Origin of the sequence: Caballeronia sp., assembly GCF_028292365.1 — a bacterium.
Taxonomy (GTDB): domain Bacteria; phylum Pseudomonadota; class Gammaproteobacteria; order Burkholderiales; family Burkholderiaceae; genus Caballeronia.
Window position 1 is genome coordinate 19,724 of record NZ_JAQGMM010000069.1, and the last position, 18,952, is coordinate 38,675.

Genomic DNA, 18,952 nt, shown 5'->3' on the forward strand with positions numbered 1-18,952 from the left:
TCCTATTTGCGGACCTTGCGCGTGCCGTCGTCGGCGTCGCGCGGCGGCGTGGGCGGCGGTGGCGGTGTCGTGAGCGGCACGGGGGGAACGCCGGGGCCGAGCGGAATCGGCAAGCTCGACATCTCGATCGTTTCAGGACCGATGAGGATGTACGACGCCCCGGCCCGCAGCGCGATAGTCGCGCTCGACTCGATCTCGACCGCCACACCCGCCTTGATCTGCACTGCCACGCCCGCGTTGAGCGCATAGGCTTCGCCGACGAACTGGTTGTGCGTGGTCATGGTCGCGGCCGACACGCTGCCAAGCACGCTGGACTTGCTGCTGCCGCGCACCGCGTCGTTGCGCGTGCCGCGCGTCTCGCGGAATTCGTTTCCGTCGATGCGCACGTGCCGCTCGCCGGATACGTTCATCAGCGCGTCGTGCCGGACCCAGGTCTCGTGATCGCGCTCCGCGTGAAAGAACAATTGCTCGTCGCCCTTGCGGTCGTCGAAGCGCACCTCGTTGTAGCCATTGCCCCCCTTGGTGGACTGGCTCTTCAACGTCGATACCGCGCTCCCGGCAGGCAGCTCGTACGGTGGCATGTTCGTCGAGTTGTAGACCGCGCCCGTGATGACCGGCCGGTCTGGATCGCCCTCGATGAACTCGACCAGCACCTCCTGCCCGACGCGCGGCAGGAACATCGTGCCCCAGCGCCGGTTCGCCCAGCTTTGCGCGACACGCACCCAGCAGCGGTCGAGGCGCTTCGCGCTGTCCGGCTGCGCAAGCTGCTCCCAGTGAAACTGCACCTTCACCCGGCCGTACTGGTCCGTGAGGATCTCCTCGCCAGGCGGACCGATCACGACGGCCGTCTCTGGCCCCGCCACGCGCGGAACCGGCGTGGTCCTCGGGGAGCGGAACGTGTTGTCGCCGCGAATGGCGCGGAAGCTGCAATCGAAGACGGGTAGTGTGGAATCGCTTGTCGACACATAGGCATCCGAAACAATCTCCGCTCGATTCTCGATCACGAGGTACTGGCGGTTCTGCGCGCCGCCCGGATGATCCCGCAGCCGGAAGAGTCCGCCCGCCGTCATGCCGCGGGACGTGGAGCGCCCTTCGATGGCATCGTTCTGCGCCTGATGAATCTCGACGTTGACGCGGGCAAGCCGTTCTCCATCGCCCGCCTTGACGTGCCCCGTCAGGTGTTCCTGCATCAGATAACGTGGCGGATCGAAAGGCGCGCTGCGCGTCGCCCGCGCGACCATGCCTTCGCTGTTGCTGACCGAGGCCTTCTCGAAGTCGTAGTCGTTCACTTCGTAGCGGCCGGTCTGGAGCATCGCACCTGACATCCATCCGTACACGCATTCTTCGTCCTGATCGGGCGTGTCCCAGGCCTGAAACGGAACCGACTCATAGTGTGCTATCGGCCGATGCTCCGAGCTGGAATCCGTGAGCACGAGCGTGTGCTTGCCGCCCGCGTGCTCGAAGAAATAGTGGATGCCTTCGCGCTCCAGAAGCCGGCTGACGAAATCGAAATCGGTCTCGCGATATTGCACGCAATGCTCGAGCGCCGGATCGCTCGCGGTGCAGGCATTGCGAAAGTCGATGTCAAACGACTCCAGCACCTGCGCGACGATCTGCGGGACCGTGCGTTGATAAAAGAACCGTCTATGCGACGCCTGCGTGAGCAGCCAGAGCCGCGGGTGTACGACCGCGTCGTAGCGCGCCATGCGGTTGCGAGTGGTGTCGCCTGGTGCGATCAGACGCAGCGTCGTCACAATGCCGTTGAACTGGCGCTCGCCGCCAGCGGGATAGTCGAGCGTGACGGACAGGTTCTCTCCCAGCACCGCGCCCGGGTCGATATCGTTGCGCGTGCTCAGGAACACAAGCTCGAAGCGGCTCAGGCGACCCAGTGCTTCGCTCGCGGACATCCGCAGGAAGATGGCCTCATCGCCGAGCGCCGCGCACTGCATGCGCACATGGCGCGTGCTAGTCGAAGGCATAGGTGAACTCCTCTTGCTCGACGCCGACGTGCACGAGCGCGAGCGTCCTGCCGTCGATCACACGGGACAGGAACTCGGTGCTGATGCGCGGCAGCACGCTGTTGGTGAGAATCGCGTCGATCATGCGGCCGCCGCTGTCGAGGCGCGTGCACCGCAGCGCAATCTGCGCGATGACGGCTTCGTCGTAGGTGAACGGCACCTGATGCGTGCGTGTCACGCGGTCGGCCACGCGCCCTAGTTGCAGGCGGATGATCGCGCGCAGCATGTCGTCGGAGAGCGGGTAATACGGGATCGTCACCAAACGCCCGAGCAACGCGGGCGGGAACGTGTGCAGCAATTGCGCGTGCAGTTCCTGTTCGATGACTTCAATCGGCGGCCAGTCGAGCGGATCGCGACACAGCTCGGCAATGCGGTCGGTGCCCGCGTTCGTGGTCAACAGGATCAGCGTATTGCGAAAGTCGATGGAGCGGCCTTCGCTGTCTTCCATCCGGCCCTTGTCGAAGACCTGGAAGAACAGTTCGTGTACGTCGGGATGCGCCTTCTCGACTTCATCGAGCAACACGACGCTATGCGGGCGGCGGCGCACGGCTTCAGTCAGCACGCCGCCTTCGCCGAAGCCGACATAGCCGGGCGGCGCGCCTTTCAACAGCGAGACCGTGTGCGCTTCCTGATACTCGCTCATGTTGATCGTGATCAGGTTATGCTCGCCGCCGTACAACACATCGGCCAGCGCCAGAGCGGTTTCGGTCTTGCCGACGCCGGACGTGCCGGCGAGCAGGAATACGCCCACGGGCTTGTCGGGATTGTCCAACCCCGCGCGCGAAGTCTGCACGCGCCGGGCGATCATCTGCGTCGCGTGCTGCTGGCCGATGATGCGGCCATCGAGCAGTTCGTTCAGCCGCAACACGTTGCCGATTTCATTCTTCAGCATGTTCAGCACGGGCACGCCGGTCCAGTCCTGAACGACTGCCGCTACCGCATGACGGTCGACGCCCGGCAGGATCAGCGGCGCGTCGCCTTGATGTTGCGCGAGGAGCGCTTGCTGCTCGCGTAGCGCGGCGAGATCGGCATCGGGCGCACCCTCGCGAAGCTGAGCGCGACGGGCGAGGATGTCCTTCACCATCTCGCGCTCGATGTGCCAGCGCGCATCGAGTTCGGCGAGGCGTTCCGTTTCGCGCTGCAACGCTGCCGAAGCGGCCGCGTGACGCGCAGTCGTGTCGATACCGATTGCACCTTCGCGCTTGATCACTTCGAGTTCCGTATTTAGCGCCTCGATGCGCTTCCTGGCATCGTCCACCTCCGGCGGCGTGGCGTGCTGACTGACCGCGACGCGGGCGCATGCCGTATCGAGCAGGCTCACGGACTTGTCGGGCAACTGCCGCGCGGGAAGATACCGATGCGAAAGCCGCACGGCCGCCTCGACGGCCTCGTCGAGAATTTGCACGCCATGATGCGCCTCCAGCGCGAGCGCGATGCCGCGCATCATCGTGACCGCGCGCGCCTCGTCGGGCTCGCGGACCTGTACGACCTGAAAGCGCCGCGTGAGCGCCGGGTCCTTCTCGATATGCCGCCGATACTCCGACCACGTGGTCGCCGCGATCGTGCGCACACTGCCGCGCGCGAGCGCCGGCTTCAGCAGGTTCGCGGCATCGCCCGTGCCGGCCGCACCGCCCGCGCCAATCAACGTGTGCGCTTCGTCGATGAAGAGGATCACCGCTCGCTCAGCAGACTGCACTTCCTCCAGCACCTGGCGCAAGCGCGCTTCGAATTCGCCCTTCACGCCCGCGCCGGCCTGGAGCAGCGCGACATCGAGCGTGCGCAGCGTCACATCGCGCAGCGCGGGCGGTACATCACCCGCCACGATGCGATGCGCGAGCCCCTCCACCACGGCCGTCTTGCCTACACCGGCCTCGCCCGCAAGCAGCGGATTGTTCTGCCGCCGGCGCATGAGAATGTCGATAACCTGACGAATCTCGTCGTCGCGGCCGACGATCGGATCCAGCTTGCCCGCGCGCGCTTGTTCCGTCAGGTCGATCGTGAAACGCTGTAACGCGTCCTGCGTGCCGCGTGGCGTGTTCAGCGTGTTCAGCGTGTTCAGCGGGCGAGTCGCGGCGGACTCAAGTGCCGCTTCCGGCGAACCGTCGAGCACGCTGGCGAAATTGTCGGCGAGTTCGTCGAGCTTCACACGATCGAATTCGCGCGAGATGCCGCGTAGCGCGTTACGCAATGCGGGCGTCTGCAGCGCCCCGATCAGCACATGCGCGCTGCGGACCTTTTGCACGTCGAAAAGCAGCGAGCCATAGACCCAGCCGCGCTCGACGGCTTCCTCCAACTGCGAGGAGATATCCGTGATCGACGTCGAGCCGCGCGGGAGACGATCAAGTGCATCGGTCAAGTCGCGCGCTAGCATGGCGATCTCGATGCCGAAATGCCGGACCACGCGATGCAGGTCCGAATCCGGCAACTGCAATACCTGATGCAGCCAGTGCACGACCTCCACATACGGATTGCCGCGAAGCCGGCAGAACGTGGTCGCGCTTTCCATCGCGCGAAAGCTGAGCGTGTCGAGTTTGCCGAACATGACGGCGCGGCTGATGTCTGCCATTGAACTAGTCCTTTGCATGATGTGAGGTAGGTGGTTTGAGCATCAGTTGCCGCGCGTCGGAGGTCGCCGCGCGAGCATGCAGCCAGGTGGTGTAGCCCAGACGCTGACTGCCGCCGAGCGCGAGGCGTGGTACTTCGGGCTGTCGCAACTGGAGATTGACGTCCCAGTCGAGCGGATCGCGCACGTAGAGGCGTACCCAGTCCGTCAGGCGCGCGAGGCTCGCACCGCCCGGAAGGAAGCGCTGATAGTCGCGCAGCGAAAGCGGCCCGAGCACCACGCGGAACTTGTGCTGGCGGTCGAAGACGCGCGCGCCGAGCATCGTGCCGACGCCCAGTCGCGCGCTTTCGTCGCGCGTACCCAGACGGCTCATCGAACCCGCGGGCAAATTCATCCAGTGACCGACGTTTTCGACCACATCGACCGGCAGCCCGAAGAAGCGCGACAGGACGAGCCGCAAACCCGCTGCGTGACGCGTCCCGCCGGCGAGCAGTCCAGCGAAGTGCAGCTTGGCGAAATCGGGCACGGTATCGCGGTTGCGCAGCGCAGGCTCGCCAAGACCGAAGGTCGTGCCGACATAGGCGGAAAAGCGGTCACCGTTGTCGCGATCGAGACTCACGACCGGCTGCGCCACCGCCCACACTCGATAGAACAGCGACACCATCCGATGATGAAAGACGTCGAGAAAGCGCGCGAAGGTTGGATCGCCTGCGTTGCGCACGCGGTCACGAACGTATTCGGTCAGATGCGTGGGCATCGGGCCGTTCGGTCCGAGCAAGCCGAAGAAATTGACGACGAATTTCGGCGCGGTCTCGCCCGTGGTCATGTAATGACGCAGCGTGGTCGGGAAAAAAATCAGTTCGGGTTCCTGACCGAAGCGCACGGCATCTTCACGCGGACGCAGCGACGAACCGACGCGCGGCAAGCCAGGATGCGCACATTCGACAAGACGTACCGCCTGAAAGAAGTCGAAGCGGTTCGCGTCGGTCGAGAAACGTTCGAGCAAGGTCAGAGCGTCCGGCATTGCCCGCTCCCCGGCGCCCAGCGCATGAGTTCACCGCGCGTCGCGCTGGACACGACCGTTTCGGTGAATGAATTCATTGACACGTACTGCGTGAAAAACCGGGCGAGCACCGCGCCGAACAGGAATGCGCCCGCGCCTTCAAAACCGTTCTCGTCGAGCAGCACCTCGATCGCGAGGCCGCGGCCGAACACGATCGGTCCTCGCGAGGGCAAGCGCCGCGTGACCGGCACTGAACGGATAGAGCGCACGCCCTCGATCTGCCGCGCCGCCGCGCTGTCGTTGATAGGCGCGTACAGCCCGAGGAGATCGCGCATGGCGCGTGCGCCGCTGCCGTCGGCATCGTCCACGAGCGACGCATAGTTGAGCGACAGATGGCTCAACAGACGCCACGCGACCGGTCCTTCCGCATAGGAAGGCAACGGACGGCTCGGACCGCCGATGCATCGCACGCTCGACACGGGCGCCTCGAGTTCGAGCGTGAAGTCCGTCTCGCCCTGCCCGCGTGGCATGGTCAGCGTCAGGTCGCGATTCGTGCACAGCACGCTCAGGCCCAACTGATGAAGGTCGGCCGGATACGGCGCATGATGCGTATCGACCAGCGCGAGATAGGTCTCGCTACCTGTATAGGACGAACGTGCGCCACGCTCGCCTTGTTGCGCGGGCAGCAGCCGCTTTTCGCGTCGTACCTGATAGAAGGCGTGCCCGTGCTCGTCGTTGCCCAGATCCCGTGCGCGATAGAACGGCTGAAACTCGATCTGCCCGCCGCCTCCAGACCGATAACCGGTGACGCTTTCCACGTGGTACACCTCGAAGTCCCTCGGCCGCGTGCGATCCACCACAACGTGATGCTCGAATTGCTCACCCGTGACCGCAATGCGATCGGTGCGCCGCGCGAACAGGTTGATCGCGGGCGTGCAATGCAGCGCGAAATTGGCCTCATCGACGAGCTGTTCGAGCGCCGGGTCGATCTTCGACAGCAGCACGATCAACTCGATTTCATCGTGCTCGCAGCGCTGAAAATGCACGCGCAACCCGTCGATACCAATGAACATGAAGCGCTGCGCGAACGCAAAATACTCTTGTAGCAAGCGATATCCGGGAAACGACTGCTCGCTGACGGGCAACAAGGCTTCGTCATCGGAGAGTCCGAGCGGGCGCAGGGCCGAGGGCGGCAATACCGCATCGGGCAGCGCCACGCCGAGCGCCGAGCCCAGCAGCAATTCATACAGCCGCGCGGCCAGACCTTCGCCACCGCGCAGATGGATCGGCAGATGATCGAGTGCGACGTCCCTGATCTTCAGCTTGTTCAGCGCGCGCAGCTTGACGCGCAGGCCGGCCTTCACGCCATGCGGCAGCGTTGCATCGACGCCGGACAGCGTGCCGCTATACGTAAAGAGACGCGCCTCGACGAGCTCGATCGGAGACAGCGTGAGCGCATGCGCGGTGCGGAATTCGCAGCGCGTGGAGCGCTCTCCGTCGAGCCTGCCGAAAAGCGCCGTGCCGCGCGGAATCGCCACGCCATCCGCGAGCGCCGGGTGCGTCATGTCGGGCCGTATTTCGACGATTGTCATCGCCGGCGTAGGCGCGAGGTAATGCGGGTAGACCAGCTCGGCCAGATGCTGCGTGAAACGCGGGAACTCGGCGGCGATCTTCATCTGCACGCGCGCAGCGAGAAAGCCGAAGCCTTCCAGCAGCCGCTCCACGTAGGGATCGGCGCACTCGAAGCCTTCCAGCCCGAGCCGGCTCGCGATCTTCGGAAACGTCTTCGCGAACTCGCCGCCCATCTCGCGGACGTGCTGAAGCTCCTCGCTATAGTACTGAATCAGGTCCGGGTTCATGACGTGGAATTCCCTAATATGGCTTCGATGCAACGACGCGTCGGCCGGGTCATGCGCGCGTCCCTTCCGAGACCTCGACCTTGCCCGCTTCGAGGTCGAGTTCGGTGCGCAGATAGAGGCGCTCCGGCACGGGATGCGCATGAAGATCGCCTTCGACGATGAACGCAATCGCGTTGTGCTGGCCGCTCATTTCGTCAGCCGTGCCTGTCTGGATTGCGCGAACGCGCAGCGTGCCGGGCAGGATGCGTGGCTCGAACGCGCGGATCGCGTCGGCCATCAGGCGTTCGATCCGCCCGACATCAACATTCGATGCGCTCTTGCCCACGAGATCGGAAAAGCCGAAATTCAGCACCGATTCCGCGACACCCGGATAGCGGGCAACATCCTGCGACGACGAGATTCCCTGCGCATTGAGCAGCCAGCCGAGATCGCGCATGACGCTCCGGCGCAGCGAGCGCGCCGAACTCGACCGGTGCTCGCGCACTTCGCGCGTGGCGTCGGGCTCGTGGTCGGTCAGCCTCTCCAGCAGCGAAGGCTGCACACGTTCGGCGTTTTTCAGGCGCATGGTTCGCTTAAGCCGTCGCGTTCGCGGGGATGTTCCACTTGCTCTCGACGACACCGCCCAACGCCGAGCCCGAGGTCGGGTCTTGCTGCTGATAAGTCACGTGGAACTTCTCGAAGTTGAGCGTCACGGTTTCAGTGAAGCGGTCCTCGCCATCCGAGCCGCCGGTCGAATAGTTCGTCACCAGGACCTTCTCCAGTTCGATCGTGTAGTACTCCAGCGGTTTCGTGCCGCCGGCCTTGCGCACCGTGAGCTTGCCGGTCGGAAAATGCTTGCCGGTCGAACAGGCCGAGATGATCGACGGCGAGGCCCGGTCGGTGTACTTGGTGACCGACAGATCGTGGACCGCCACCTTGCCGCCTCCGCCGCCCGTGCCAAGATGCATCGTGCCCGACTGGGAGAGACCCCAGCTCCACGAGAGCACATCGATTTCGTCCTTGTGAGTCGAATCGAGCGATTCGCCCTTGACGGTGCCCAGGTCCAGAAAAATATCGACTGCCATGATGTATTCCTATGTAGATGACTGCAGTGGAAAGAATCGAGTGCTTGCGTGTGTCAGGCGGCCTTTGCCGACGGCAGCTTCGAGACGAGCCGCAGCGACACGGTCAGCCCTTCGAGCTGATAATGCGGACGCAGAAAGAATTTCGATGTGTAGTACCCCGGATTACCTTCGACTTCCTCGACCACGACTTCCGCCGCCGCGAGCGGACGACGGGCCTTGGTCTCTTCCGACGAGTTCGCGGGGTCGCCGTCGACATACTGAAGAATCCAGTCCTGCAGCCAACGCTGCATGTCGTCCTTTTCCTTGAAGCTGCCAACCTTGTCGCGCGCGATGCACTTGAGGTAATGCGCGAAACGGCTGCATGCGAAGAGGTACGGCAGCCGGGCGGCCAGATTCGCGTTTGCGGTCGCATCCGGATCTTCATATTCGATCGGCTTGTTCAGCGACTGCGCGCCGATAAAGGCCGCAAAATCCGAGTTCTTCTTGTGAACCAGCGGCATGAAGCCGTTCTTCGCGAGTTCAGCTTCGCGCCGGTCGCTGATCGCTATTTCGGTCGGGCATTTCATGTCGACGCCACCGTCATCGGTGGGGAAGGCGTGCACCGGCAGGTTCTCCACCGCGCCGCCCGACTCGATACCGCGAATGCGCGAACACCAGCCATAGGTCTTGAACGAGCGGTTGATGTTGACCGCCATCGCGTATGCGGCATTCGACCATGCGTACCGGGATGCATCGGTGCCCGCGGTGTCTTCCTCGAAGTCGAATTCCTCGACCGGGCTTGTCTTCGCTCCATACGGCAGGCGCGCGAGAAAGCGCGGCATGGCGAGACCGATATAGCGCGAATCTTCGGAGTCGCGCAGCGAGCGCCAGGCGGCGTGTTCGGGCGTCTGGAATATCTTCGTCAGATCGCGCGGGTTCGCGAGTTCCTGCCATGAATCCATCAGCATCACGGCGGGGTCCGCGCCCGCGATGAAAGGCGCATGCGCCGCCGCGGAGATCTTGCCCATCTGGGTCAGGAAATCGACATCGGGGGCGCTGTTGTCGAAGTAGTAGTCCGCGACCAGCGCGCCGTATGGCTCGCCGCCGAACTGGCCGTATTCCTCTTCGTAGAGCTTCTTGAAAAGCGGACTCTGATCCCACGCCACGCCTTTATATTTTCTCAACGAGCGATGCAGATCACGCTTCGAGATATTCATCACCCGCAGCTTCAGGCTTTCGTCGCTTTCGGTATTCGTGACCAGATAGTGCAGGCCGCGCCATGCGCTCTCCAGTTGCTGGAATTCATCGGTGTGGAGGATCACGTTGATCTGCGCGCTGAGCTTTTCATCGATCTTCGCAATCAACGATTCGATGCTCGCAAGCGCATCGTCCGACACCCGTTGCGTGTCGAGCAACGCCTGTTCCGCCAGCGTGCGCACCGCGTTTTCGACGGCCTCGCGGGCCTTGTCGGTGCGCGGGCGAAACGCCTTTTGCAGCAGCTTCTGAAACTCGCCGGATGAACTCGTGTCGTCGATCTGCTGCGCGGCCGGCTGCTGCGCGCTCGTGGATTGCTCCAGGTTGGTATCTGCCATCGTGGCTCCTTTATTCGGAATCGGTGGAATCGGCGGAATCGTTGGAATGGCCGAAATTGTCGGATTCGCTCGCCAGCGGCTTCGGTGCGGCGGCGAGCGCGCTCAACAGCGCCGGGTCTTCAAGCAGCTGACCGACGAGCTTCTCGGCGTCGGTCTTGCCGTCCATGTAGGTGAGCAGGTTCTGGAGCTGGCTGCGCGCCTCCAGCAGCTTCGCAAGCGGCTCGACCTTGCGGGCGATCGCAGCCGGCGAGAAGTCGTCCATGCTCTCGAAGGTCATGTCGACGCCGATCTTTCCTTCGCCCGTCAACGTGTTGTCGACGTGCATCGCGACGCGCGGCTTCATCGAGCGGAGCCGCTCGTCGAAGTTGTCGATATCGATCTCGACAAACTTGCGCTCGGAGACCGGCGGCAACGGCTCTTGCGCCTGACCGGACAAGTCCGACAGCACGCCCATCACGAACGGCAGATTCACCTTCTTCTCCGAGCCGTAGACTTCGACGTCGTATTCGATCTGCACGCGCGGCGCGCGATTGCGCGCAATGAATTTCTGACTGCTTTCCTTGGCCATCCTGTGATCCTCCTCAGTGAAAACGATGTGATGTGATGTGATGTGAAGCGATTCGATTCAGTTGGCCGGCACATCGGCGGCGGCCGTTCCGATCACCTGTGTCAATTGCGCGAGCCCCTCCGGTGCGAGTTCCTTGAGCAGATCGACGAACGACTTGTCGATCAGGCTGCGTGCACGTCCTAGCAGGAGCGGCACCGGGCTCGCGGGCTCGTGCCTGGCGTAGTACGCGCACAGGCGATCCAGCGTCGCGGCGACGTCGGCGCGGCTCGAGATAACCTCACCCGCCGCCGTGGGCCGCACTTCAATTGCGCGATCGTCGACCGGCGCGGCCGCGTCCGGCGTGACGCCGTGCTGCTTCAGGCATCCGCCCAGCAGCGCCCCCGCCCGGCGAAGCAGGGTCTTGAGCGCGTCCAGATCGAGCGCCTGCGTCACGCCCACGCGCTCCGTCAACACGCTTTCGAGCAACACGGCGTTGGCGAGTGCTGTGTCGGATGCGGTCTTCGCGCGCATTGCTTCTTCGGGCGACGAGGCAGCGGCCGCTTCGATCTCCGAAAGGTTCATGACCACGCGCCCGTCGGCGGCAACGGACTCGCCGTTCGCGTACGACCACTCGCGCAAGGTGACAGGTACGTCATGTGGCACGAGCCGGCAATCCATGAGATTGGCGAGCAGACCGGTTGCATCCACGAATGCGGCGAGTGCGTTGATCCGCACGGTCGGATCGTTGCCGTCGCTCGCGTCGACTTGCGGATGCACGTGGTCCCAGTGACGCTCGAGGAGCGTCGCTGCGAGCGCGAGGCAATCAGCGAGGCCTGCAATACCCTCGCGGGCCAGCCGCGCCCGTGCAAGCCATCCGACCACGCGCAGGTCTCGCGTGCGCTCCATCAAATCCAGGCACAAGGCGTCCGCTGATACCCAGTCGGGCGGTACAGCGGCGACGAGCGTGGCGCCATATTCCGCTTCAGGACGACCGCCAACGGCCTCTTCAAGTTCGTGGAATTCCTGGTCATATTCGAGATCGGGTCCGCACGGCGCTTCATCCGACAGCGCGTCCAGCCATCTCGTCCAATCCTGGTGAGCGATGAATTCAGTTTTCATGGTCTGCATTGCGCATGGAGCTCAGGTAGTCGGTTCATTTGCTGCTTGCTACAGACAACACGCGAAAAGATCCGTCTATTCCATCTGTTTTTAAACGTAGTTATCCGAATTAATATGACCGGTCATGAGGTGCAAGGAAAACCATCTTCTGCCGCCCGGAAATGAAGCATTTGAGCATGTCTGAACCTGTTGTTGTGCAGTCGACCGGTGCACCCGGGCTGCTGACACAACACCTCGTCATTGCGATCTATTCCACTTCGCTTTGAAATCTCCCCTGGCGACAAACGACGGAATAAGAAGCCCTGCCCGGTTGTTCTTGGCACATGAACAAACCGCAAGCCGGAGATGTGATGAAAACGAAAATGACTATCGAAAAATTGTCGATTCCGTACGAGAGAATTACCACGGTCGGAGGCCGCCTTTCGACCGAACCTGCCGGTCATCACTTCGACCTGAGCTTTCGCATCAACGTGAAGCCGCGTACGTTTGGCAAGTTGGCGGGTACGGAAATCGACAGTCCGGTGCTGCAATGGAACGAGCGCATCGAGTGGTTCCGCTACGACGATCCGACGCAGCAATGGATGTTCGTCGACGAAGTCAGCAAGGACATGTACGCGTTCAAGCCGACCTCGAACACGTTCAAGGTCTGGCATTCGTACCGGTATCTCATGGCGACGGACGACACCAACAGTCCGCCCGCCGCGCTCAAGGCGATGAAAAGCGATGAAGATGCGAGGAAGTGGATTGGGGAGAACGGCTTTTCGTGGAACCTGGCGATTCGCGACGTGCCGGCGATGGGCATTGCCGGCGGTTCGGGCGGCGGCGGAGGCGACAGTCTTGTGACCGGCGACACCCGGCGTCGCGTCATCTATTTCGATTTGGGATTTTCAGGCCACGCGGAGCGCGTGAGGCTCGTGCAAATACTGGAGACGTTCAGGGGACAACTCACTATCTGCCACCTGATTCGAGGCGACATACAAAAAGCGACGGTGGACCTTCCGCAGAATCTCGACCGATGGCGCTTCCAGTTGGCGACTAGCTCTCCCTGATCTGCCGGAAGCGGGTTTCGACTGGCGCCGCAGTGCAGCAGCCGCCTGATTGCGGGAAATGTCAGGGATGGTGAGCCTCGGCCGTGAACCGGGCGATCGCGTGCGGAGCTGCGTCGATGAAGGCGTCAATTGTCACCCACACCGCACTCTCGACCGGCCAGGCGCCTCATCACACCGCGTTACGTTTGGATGAGCTTGTCAGGCGTGATTGGCAGATCGCGTACACGTATTCCGATTGCGTCGAATACAGCATTCGCTACGGCCGCTGCGACACCTGTCGCACCGAGTTCACCGATCCCCTTGGCACCGAGCGGACCGGAGTTCGCGTCAAATTCGTCGACAAACGCCACATCTATGTCAGGGGGGATATCCGCGTTCACCGGAATGGGGACGCCCGCGAGGTCTTTTGCGAGCCAGCGCCCGAGTGTCGGCTCGTAGTGGCTGGCCTCCATGGCGGCCATACCCCATCCCCAGACAATGCCACCAATCATTTGTGACCGGGACGTCATGGAGTTGATGATTCGGCCCGCACTATAGACACCTGTTGCCCGGCGAAGTCGCAGCAGTCCCAGTTCGGGATCAACGCCGACCTCTACGAAGATGACCCCGAAAGATCGCGTGGGAAATCCAGGAGAGCCCATATCTACCGGCGCGCTGCCAGGTAAATCAAATGCGCCGTCCGATGCGAGCTCAGCCACGCCAGCTTCGCCCAGTATGTCCTGGATGGTGCGCGACGTACTGCCATAGGCGACACGTCCGCCCTGTAGCGAAACCTGGTCCGCGGGCCAGCCGGCGAGTCTCGCCAGTTTGGACCGCACATCCTGTGCAGCCTTTTGAACTGCGGCACCCGTGCTTATCGTGGTGCTTGAGCCGTAAGTGGGCCCGGCATAAGGCAGGTTCGTGTCGCCCGATAACGCCGTCACCTGCGCCGGGTCCAACCCGAGCACGGCGGCAACGATCTGAGGAAACACCGTGGCAGGCCCCGTGCCAATGTCGCAGAAGCTTGATTCAAGTTGAGCCGTCCCGTTCGCGCGTAGCCTCACCTTCGCGGTTGAGTGAAACCGTGCCTGCCCCTGGCTGCAGTCCGCCATCCCGCACCCGATGCGCCAATGACCGTCGAGCGAGCCGCCTTTCGGACGTTCACGCCACCCGAAGCGTCTTGCACCTTCATCGTATGCCTCCCGAAGCTTTTTCGACGACCACGGTTTGCCGCTCTCCGGGTCAAGCTCCGTGTAGTTAGCCAATCTCAGATCGAGAGGATCCATGGTTATCGATCTTGCCAGTTCATCCATGGCCGACCCAAGTGCCCAGGACCCTGGACCATCCCAAGGTGATCGCATAAAGGTCGGCAATACAACGTGTCCGCGGCGGATCCGGTGGGTAGCAGAAATGTTCTCGCAGGCGTAGAAAGACTTCGCGGGTACCGCACCAAATTCCACGTAGTCGTCGGTCGTGCCTGTCACATTCACGGACTGATGGCTAATACCGAGAAGCCTGCCGTGAGAATCCGAGCCAAGGTGTACTTCATGGGTCATTTGAGGCTGATAGCCGACCATCCCGTATTGCTGCTGGCGGGTGAGTACCATCTTGACCGGCCGACCCGCTACACGGGCCGCCATGCTGACCAGGATTTCATGAGGCCATACAAAGGCTTTGGTGCCAAACCCTCCACCCGTATGCGGGGCGACAACGCGGACTTTGGAATTGTCGATTCCAAATGCAGCCGCCAATGTATTCTGCACCGCCGGAAGATGCTGCACCGCGTCGTACACAGTCAGCCTCCCACCCTCCCAAGTCGCGAGAATGGCGCAAGGCTCCATTGGATTGCCATGACGAGAGGGTTGCGTATACTCACCGCCTGCGCGGAAAGCAGCACCCGCAATCGCCCCAGCGGCATCACCCTTGTGGAATTCGAGTGCATTCGCTTTCGAATAGTGACCTTTCTCTGGAGCGACGTCTGCCGCGGGCGCGGTGTCAGGTACGACAAACGGGCGCTTTTCATAGCGCACGCGTACAACAGCAGCGCCCGCTTCAGCCGCCTGCAGACTCTCAGCCAACACCATGGCAACCGGCTGGCCCTCGTAGACGATGTCGTCCGATTGCATGGGAATGAATCGCGTCGCAAGCGGCGGCACACTGATTTCGTCCAGCTTTCGATGCACCCGCGGCATATCGGACGCCTTCAACACTCTGACTACTCCAACTCGTGCCAGGGCGGCGGCCGTCTCTATCGAGACGACACGTCCTGCTGGAATCGCCGCATTGACGAACACTGCATAGAGTTGGGACGGCAGGTTCCGGTCGCCCGCGTAGAGCGCGGCACCTGTCACCTTGATGGGGCCGTCATGCCGGGGGATGGATTGACCCAGATTGCTCATCATGTCCTCGCTGCCGTATCGATGGTGCGCAATACCGCGTTGCGTGCGATGACAACCTTATAGCCATTGCGCGAGAGTGGGCGCGCGTCGACAAGACCTGCGTCGACGGCTGCATTGATACCTGCGGAGCCCAGACGCTGACCGACCAGTCTGCGCTCCGTTTCGTCCAGCCTCCATGGTCGCATCGCCACCGAACCCAACGCGATCCGTGCGTTGGTGATAACGTCCCCGTCGAGTTCGAGCGCCACGGCTGTCGATACGGTCGCGTACTCGTAGCTTTCGCGCTCGCGAATCTTCAGGTATGCAGACTTTGGCCAGGCCCTCGGCAGTTCAACCGCCGTAATCAACTCGCCGCTCCCGAGCCGGTGGTGCGCCGCCGGGCTTTCTCCCGGCAGCACGTGGAAATCACGGGCCGCAATTCGCCGCCCGCCCTCCGGACGGTCGGTTATGAATACCGCATCGAGGGCTGCAAGCGAGACCGCCGGGTCAGACGGCTGTACAGCCACACAGTCCTCCGTCCAGCCGAAAATGGCGTGCTTCTCGTTGAAACCGTGCAGCGCAGCACAGCCCGAACCCGCAACGCGTTTATTGCAGGGTGTCGGCTCATCCGCGCGGAAATAGGGACATCGCACACGTTGCAGCGGATTTCCACCTATCGTCGCCAGATTCCGAATTTGCGCCGATGCAGCCTTTAATATCGATTGCGAGAGGACAGGAAAGTCATGCATGACCTGTGGATGCTGCGCTATATCGTTCAGTTTGCACAACGCACCGATGGTCAGCCCGCCAGACGGTGTCTGGTGAATCTCCGACAGACCCTCAATCCGGCCGATATCAATGATCTTCGTTGGCCTCTCGATTCCAATGCGCATCCAGTTCAATAGCTCTGTACCACCTGCGAGGAACGCTGAGCCGCTGGAACTGCCAAGTGCGAGTGCTTCACCTGTCGACGATACCCGCTCGTATTCAAACGGTTCCATGGACGCCTCCGTGCATTTCGACCGAAGCTGTCTTGACTGCCTCGGCGATTTGAGGATAGGCCGAACATCGACAGAGGTTTCCGCTCATCCACTCCCGGATTTCCACGTTGGAACCCGTGTGTCCCTCGGCAATGCAACCGACCGCAGAGATGATCTGCCCCGACGTGCAGAACCCACACTGGAAGGCATCGCATTTTATGAAGGCACGCTGCACCGGATGCAACGAATCGCCAGTCGCGAGTCCCTCGACCGTCGTCACGCGCCGGCCCTCCAGGGTCGCTGCGAGAACGAAACAGGAGTTGACTCGTCGTCCGTCCAGCATAACAGTGCAGGCGCCGCACTCCCCGCGGTTGCAGCCTTTCTTGGCACCGGTGAGGTGCAAATGCTCCCGCAGCAGATCGAGCAACGTCACGTCGGAGCGCACTTCTACACGATGCGCAACTCCATTGATCGTGACCGATAGGCGAACCAGATTGTTGACGCGCGGAGTGTGAGACCTGCTCTCCGCCGACGTAGGAGCGGGTGCGGCCTGGACGCCGTTTAGCGCCACTGACGTCGCGGCGGCGAGAGTTGACCGGAATAGACCGCGGCGAGTCATCGTAACGCCGGCCACCCCCTGGTGTTCATCGCTGTTGGCCAAGCCTGATTTTGCTTCTCGCTCGTCTTTCATATGTACTCCCTAGTATATGCAAAACACTACAACCACAAGGCTTGCTGCAATTTCATGGAAGACAACCACTCGGGAGCCGGTCGAGATACTTCCAAGGTGGGGACCAACTTTATTTTGCCCCCACGACGCCGAAGGCGCGATAGCGCTTATGTCATTTTTGAAATGACGATTTGTCATCAATGTCACCTGCGAATTGCATCGTCCTTGTACCATCGAGTCACCGATTGCTTATTCATCGATAATTAAATGAATTGCAAACGACACGACATTGGGATCCCCTTGAGCGCGGGGATCGCGAACGACTCCGCGTGCGTCCAAGCCTGGCGAGCAAAAAACGTGCAACGCCCCCTCTTGCTTGTCCGGTAATTCCGGTAACCGCAAACATCTGGTTCTCCCTGATCCGCACCGTTAGACGGCCCAATTTTGTGCGCCGAAGCGTCTTTTCGCGATAACATCAGTGGGACTTGATATATGCCGAGAGGGCATTGATGGCTGGCTTCGACGAACGAATTCTGAATGGGATGAGTGTCCTGTCCGCGATAGTCGACACCGGCAGTTTCGCTGGTGCGGGTGACATGCTCGACATGTCCCAATCGGGTGTCAGCCGCTCCATAGCGCGGCTTGAGACGCGCCTCGGGGTCCGTCTCCTGGACCGCACGACACGCTCGGTTACGCTGACGGATGAAGGCCGCCGCCTTTACGAGCAGGTGATGCCACTGCTCGCGGCACTTGAAGAGGCCGCGACGTCCGCCACTGAAGGAGCGACAGCCGTACGCGGTCGTCTAAGGGTGAATGTCGATCCTTTTTTTTCCCGCCTGCTCCTTGCTCCGAAGCTAGGATCATTTATCGATCAGTATCCGGAGCTCCGGCTGGAATTGGTCACAAGAGACCATCTCGGGGATATGATCGCCGACGGATTTGATCTTGCGGTCAGATTTGGTGAGCCTCGACCTTCCCGCCTTGTGGCACGAAAGCTCCTCGAAACGCGCATCCTGACCGTCGCAGCACCGGCCTACCTCAAGCGCAATGGCCGACCCGAACAACCCTCCGAGCTTGAAAACGATACTCACCAATGCATAAGGTTCCGGGATCCCGAAACAGGGCGGCCGTTCGACTGGGAATTTCACCGGGGGCGCAAGAAAATTACCATTGAGGTCGCTGGGCGACTCACTGTCAACGATGTTGGCACAATGCATAGCGTCTGCGTGGCCGGACACGCGATTGCTCAGGTAATGGAACTTGGTGTAGAACATCTGATCGCGGACGGCAGGCTCACGGAGTTGTTCCCCGACTGGCCCGACGATCTGTTCCCACTTTATGCGCTCTATCCGTCCCGGCATCATGTTCCGGCGAAGGTGCGCATGTTTCTCGATTTCATTGCGTCGCTCAGTGCGGCCCCAGAAAAGACGCTCGAGAGACGAACCAAGGCTAGCCGTCCCTAACGGCCAGCCCGTTAACTATCTTTGAGCCCAAATAGGTTGTTCCGATCAGGTGACCGATTCACCCGTCCGGTCCAGGCCCACGTTATTGCCCGTCTCGTCGCCACTTCGACTCGCCCGTTAATTCTCAAAGGCAAAGGCCGCCTACACGGTCGGGCTTTCTCCGGGATCCAACGAAGGTCTCTCTGATTGCCAGGAATTAGAACTCTGCCTAAGACTCGCGGTGTCCCTGTGACCTGGAAAGAAACGAACGGAACGGCGTGCCGTGCCACTGCTTTTACGGGGTTTTTATTATTCAGCGACATCATGCAACGGCATGATTCAAGGGCCATTAGTTTATTTCAAAAGGATTGCTAAGTTTTAAGGAGCTCGTTCTGGTAGCACCAGTCTACGCATCCTCTCAGCTTCCCCGCGCTCCGATTCATGACAATCCGGCATCGATGAAATGACCGCGATGCTATTTCAGTTTCTTCTCCTTTTGTCCAGAATCCATTCCGAACCATACGTTCTTCTCTTAACCAACCCGAAGGAGATTTGCCATGAACTTCCGCCAACTCACCCTGGTCGTCGCAGCTGCCCTCGCCTTTCCGATCGCTAGCCATGCCCAGGAAACCACCTCTACCTTGACCCGTGCCCAGGTGCGCGCCGAACTCGTACAGATCGAAAAGGCCGGCTACCGCCCGGGTAATAAC

Annotated in this window: 15 protein-coding genes; 3 read left to right on the forward strand and 12 right to left on the reverse strand. The window is 61.7% G+C overall.

What is annotated here, in order from left to right:
• Positions 1 to 2: 2 nt before the first annotated feature.
• From tssI to tssA, 9 genes are read right to left on the reverse strand one after another with little or no spacing between them, the layout of a single operon-like run.
• Positions 3 to 1,979, reverse strand: a complete 1,977-nt coding sequence (tssI, locus tag JWR14_RS04060) for a type VI secretion system tip protein TssI/VgrG (RefSeq protein ID WP_299701735.1) — start codon at positions 1,977 to 1,979, stop codon at positions 3 to 5.
• Complete coding sequence (gene tssH, locus JWR14_RS04065) at positions 1,966 to 4,584, reverse strand: type VI secretion system ATPase TssH (protein WP_299701738.1); 2,619 nt, start codon at positions 4,582 to 4,584, stop codon at positions 1,966 to 1,968. The genes tssI and tssH overlap by 14 nt, the downstream gene beginning before the upstream one ends.
• Before the next feature lie 4 nt (positions 4,585 to 4,588).
• Positions 4,589 to 5,605, reverse strand: a complete 1,017-nt coding sequence (gene tssG / locus JWR14_RS04070) for a type VI secretion system baseplate subunit TssG (RefSeq protein WP_299701740.1) — start codon at positions 5,603 to 5,605, stop codon at positions 4,589 to 4,591.
• Positions 5,590 to 7,443 carry a type VI secretion system baseplate subunit TssF gene (tssF, locus tag JWR14_RS04075; protein ID WP_299701743.1) on the reverse strand — a complete coding sequence of 618 codons (1,854 nt, stop codon included), beginning with the start codon at positions 7,441 to 7,443 and terminating at the stop codon, positions 5,590 to 5,592. Before tssF ends, tssG begins: the two co-directional genes overlap by 16 nt.
• A gap of 49 nt (positions 7,444 to 7,492) precedes the next feature.
• Entirely contained in the window at positions 7,493 to 8,008 is a 516-nt protein-coding gene (gene tssE / locus JWR14_RS04080) for a type VI secretion system baseplate subunit TssE (RefSeq protein WP_299701746.1), read from the reverse strand.
• A gap of 7 nt (positions 8,009 to 8,015) precedes the next feature.
• Complete coding sequence (locus JWR14_RS04085; RefSeq protein ID WP_299701749.1) at positions 8,016 to 8,507, reverse strand: type VI secretion system tube protein Hcp; 492 nt, start codon at positions 8,505 to 8,507, stop codon at positions 8,016 to 8,018.
• A 53-nt stretch (positions 8,508 to 8,560) separates the two neighbouring features.
• Positions 8,561 to 10,078 carry a type VI secretion system contractile sheath large subunit gene (tssC, locus tag JWR14_RS04090; protein ID WP_299701752.1) on the reverse strand — a complete coding sequence of 506 codons (1,518 nt, stop codon included), beginning with the start codon at positions 10,076 to 10,078 and terminating at the stop codon, positions 8,561 to 8,563.
• Between the two features lie 10 nt (positions 10,079 to 10,088).
• Complete coding sequence (tssB, locus tag JWR14_RS04095; RefSeq protein ID WP_299701755.1) at positions 10,089 to 10,646, reverse strand: type VI secretion system contractile sheath small subunit; 558 nt, start codon at positions 10,644 to 10,646, stop codon at positions 10,089 to 10,091.
• Between the two features lie 57 nt (positions 10,647 to 10,703).
• A complete protein-coding gene (gene tssA / locus JWR14_RS04100; RefSeq protein ID WP_299701758.1) occupies positions 10,704 to 11,744 on the reverse strand; it encodes a type VI secretion system protein TssA in 1,041 nt (346 codons plus the stop codon).
• Positions 11,745 to 12,094: 350 nt separating this feature from the next.
• Here tssA and JWR14_RS04105 point away from each other — a divergent pair, with 350 nt between their 5' ends.
• On the forward strand, positions 12,095 to 12,793 hold the full coding sequence (locus tag JWR14_RS04105; protein ID WP_299701761.1) for a hypothetical protein: 699 nt from the start codon (positions 12,095 to 12,097) through the stop codon (positions 12,791 to 12,793).
• Positions 12,794 to 12,972: 179 nt separating this feature from the next.
• Here JWR14_RS04105 and JWR14_RS04110 read toward each other — a convergent pair whose 3' ends face one another.
• Genes JWR14_RS04110 through JWR14_RS04120 form a run of 3 tightly spaced genes read right to left on the reverse strand, consistent with a single transcriptional unit; the run spans position 12,973 to position 16,821 of the window.
• Positions 12,973 to 15,174, reverse strand: a complete 2,202-nt coding sequence (locus tag JWR14_RS04110) for a xanthine dehydrogenase family protein molybdopterin-binding subunit (RefSeq protein WP_299701764.1) — start codon at positions 15,172 to 15,174, stop codon at positions 12,973 to 12,975.
• Positions 15,171 to 16,151 carry a xanthine dehydrogenase family protein subunit M gene (locus JWR14_RS04115; RefSeq protein WP_299701767.1) on the reverse strand — a complete coding sequence of 327 codons (981 nt, stop codon included), beginning with the start codon at positions 16,149 to 16,151 and terminating at the stop codon, positions 15,171 to 15,173. Before JWR14_RS04115 ends, JWR14_RS04110 begins: the two co-directional genes overlap by 4 nt.
• Positions 16,138 to 16,821: a (2Fe-2S)-binding protein gene (locus tag JWR14_RS04120; RefSeq protein WP_299701770.1), complete on the reverse strand. Its 684-nt coding sequence runs from the start codon at positions 16,819 to 16,821 to the stop codon at positions 16,138 to 16,140. Before JWR14_RS04120 ends, JWR14_RS04115 begins: the two co-directional genes overlap by 14 nt.
• 488 nt (positions 16,822 to 17,309) lie before the next feature.
• On the opposite strand from JWR14_RS04120, the gene JWR14_RS04125 reads away from it, so the two are divergent.
• Together JWR14_RS04125 and JWR14_RS04130 are read left to right on the forward strand one after the other, a co-directional pair.
• Complete coding sequence (locus tag JWR14_RS04125) at positions 17,310 to 18,263, forward strand: LysR family transcriptional regulator (RefSeq protein ID WP_299701773.1); 954 nt, start codon at positions 17,310 to 17,312, stop codon at positions 18,261 to 18,263.
• A 536-nt stretch (positions 18,264 to 18,799) separates the two neighbouring features.
• The coding region (locus tag JWR14_RS04130) for a DUF4148 domain-containing protein (protein ID WP_299701776.1) at positions 18,800 to 18,952 on the forward strand (153 nt) is incomplete at its 3' end.

Bases quoted from the DNA above. Each gene is read 5' to 3' on its own strand.
- tssI (WP_299701735.1), bottom strand. From the start codon at position 1,979: ATGCCTTCGACTAGCACGCGCCATGTGCGCATGCAGTGCGCGGCGCTC.
- tssE (WP_299701746.1), bottom strand. From the start codon at position 8,008: ATGCGCCTGAAAAACGCCGAACGTGTGCAGCCTTCGCTGCTGGAGAGG.
- JWR14_RS04125 (WP_299701773.1), top strand. From the start codon at position 17,310: ATGGCTGGCTTCGACGAACGAATTCTGAATGGGATGAGTGTCCTGTCC.
- JWR14_RS04120 (WP_299701770.1), bottom strand. From the start codon at position 16,821: ATGAAAGACGAGCGAGAAGCAAAATCAGGCTTGGCCAACAGCGATGAA.
- tssC (WP_299701752.1), bottom strand. From the start codon at position 10,078: ATGGCAGATACCAACCTGGAGCAATCCACGAGCGCGCAGCAGCCGGCC.
- tssH (WP_299701738.1), bottom strand. From the start codon at position 4,584: ATGGCAGACATCAGCCGCGCCGTCATGTTCGGCAAACTCGACACGCTC.
- JWR14_RS04110 (WP_299701764.1), bottom strand. From the start codon at position 15,174: ATGATGAGCAATCTGGGTCAATCCATCCCCCGGCATGACGGCCCCATC.
- tssB (WP_299701755.1), bottom strand. From the start codon at position 10,646: ATGGCCAAGGAAAGCAGTCAGAAATTCATTGCGCGCAATCGCGCGCCG.
- tssF (WP_299701743.1), bottom strand. From the start codon at position 7,443: ATGAACCCGGACCTGATTCAGTACTATAGCGAGGAGCTTCAGCACGTC.
- tssA (WP_299701758.1), bottom strand. From the start codon at position 11,744: ATGAAAACTGAATTCATCGCTCACCAGGATTGGACGAGATGGCTGGAC.
- tssG (WP_299701740.1), bottom strand. From the start codon at position 5,605: ATGCCGGACGCTCTGACCTTGCTCGAACGTTTCTCGACCGACGCGAAC.
- JWR14_RS04115 (WP_299701767.1), bottom strand. From the start codon at position 16,151: ATGGAACCGTTTGAATACGAGCGGGTATCGTCGACAGGTGAAGCACTC.
- JWR14_RS04105 (WP_299701761.1), top strand. From the start codon at position 12,095: ATGAAAACGAAAATGACTATCGAAAAATTGTCGATTCCGTACGAGAGA.
- JWR14_RS04085 (WP_299701749.1), bottom strand. From the start codon at position 8,507: ATGGCAGTCGATATTTTTCTGGACCTGGGCACCGTCAAGGGCGAATCG.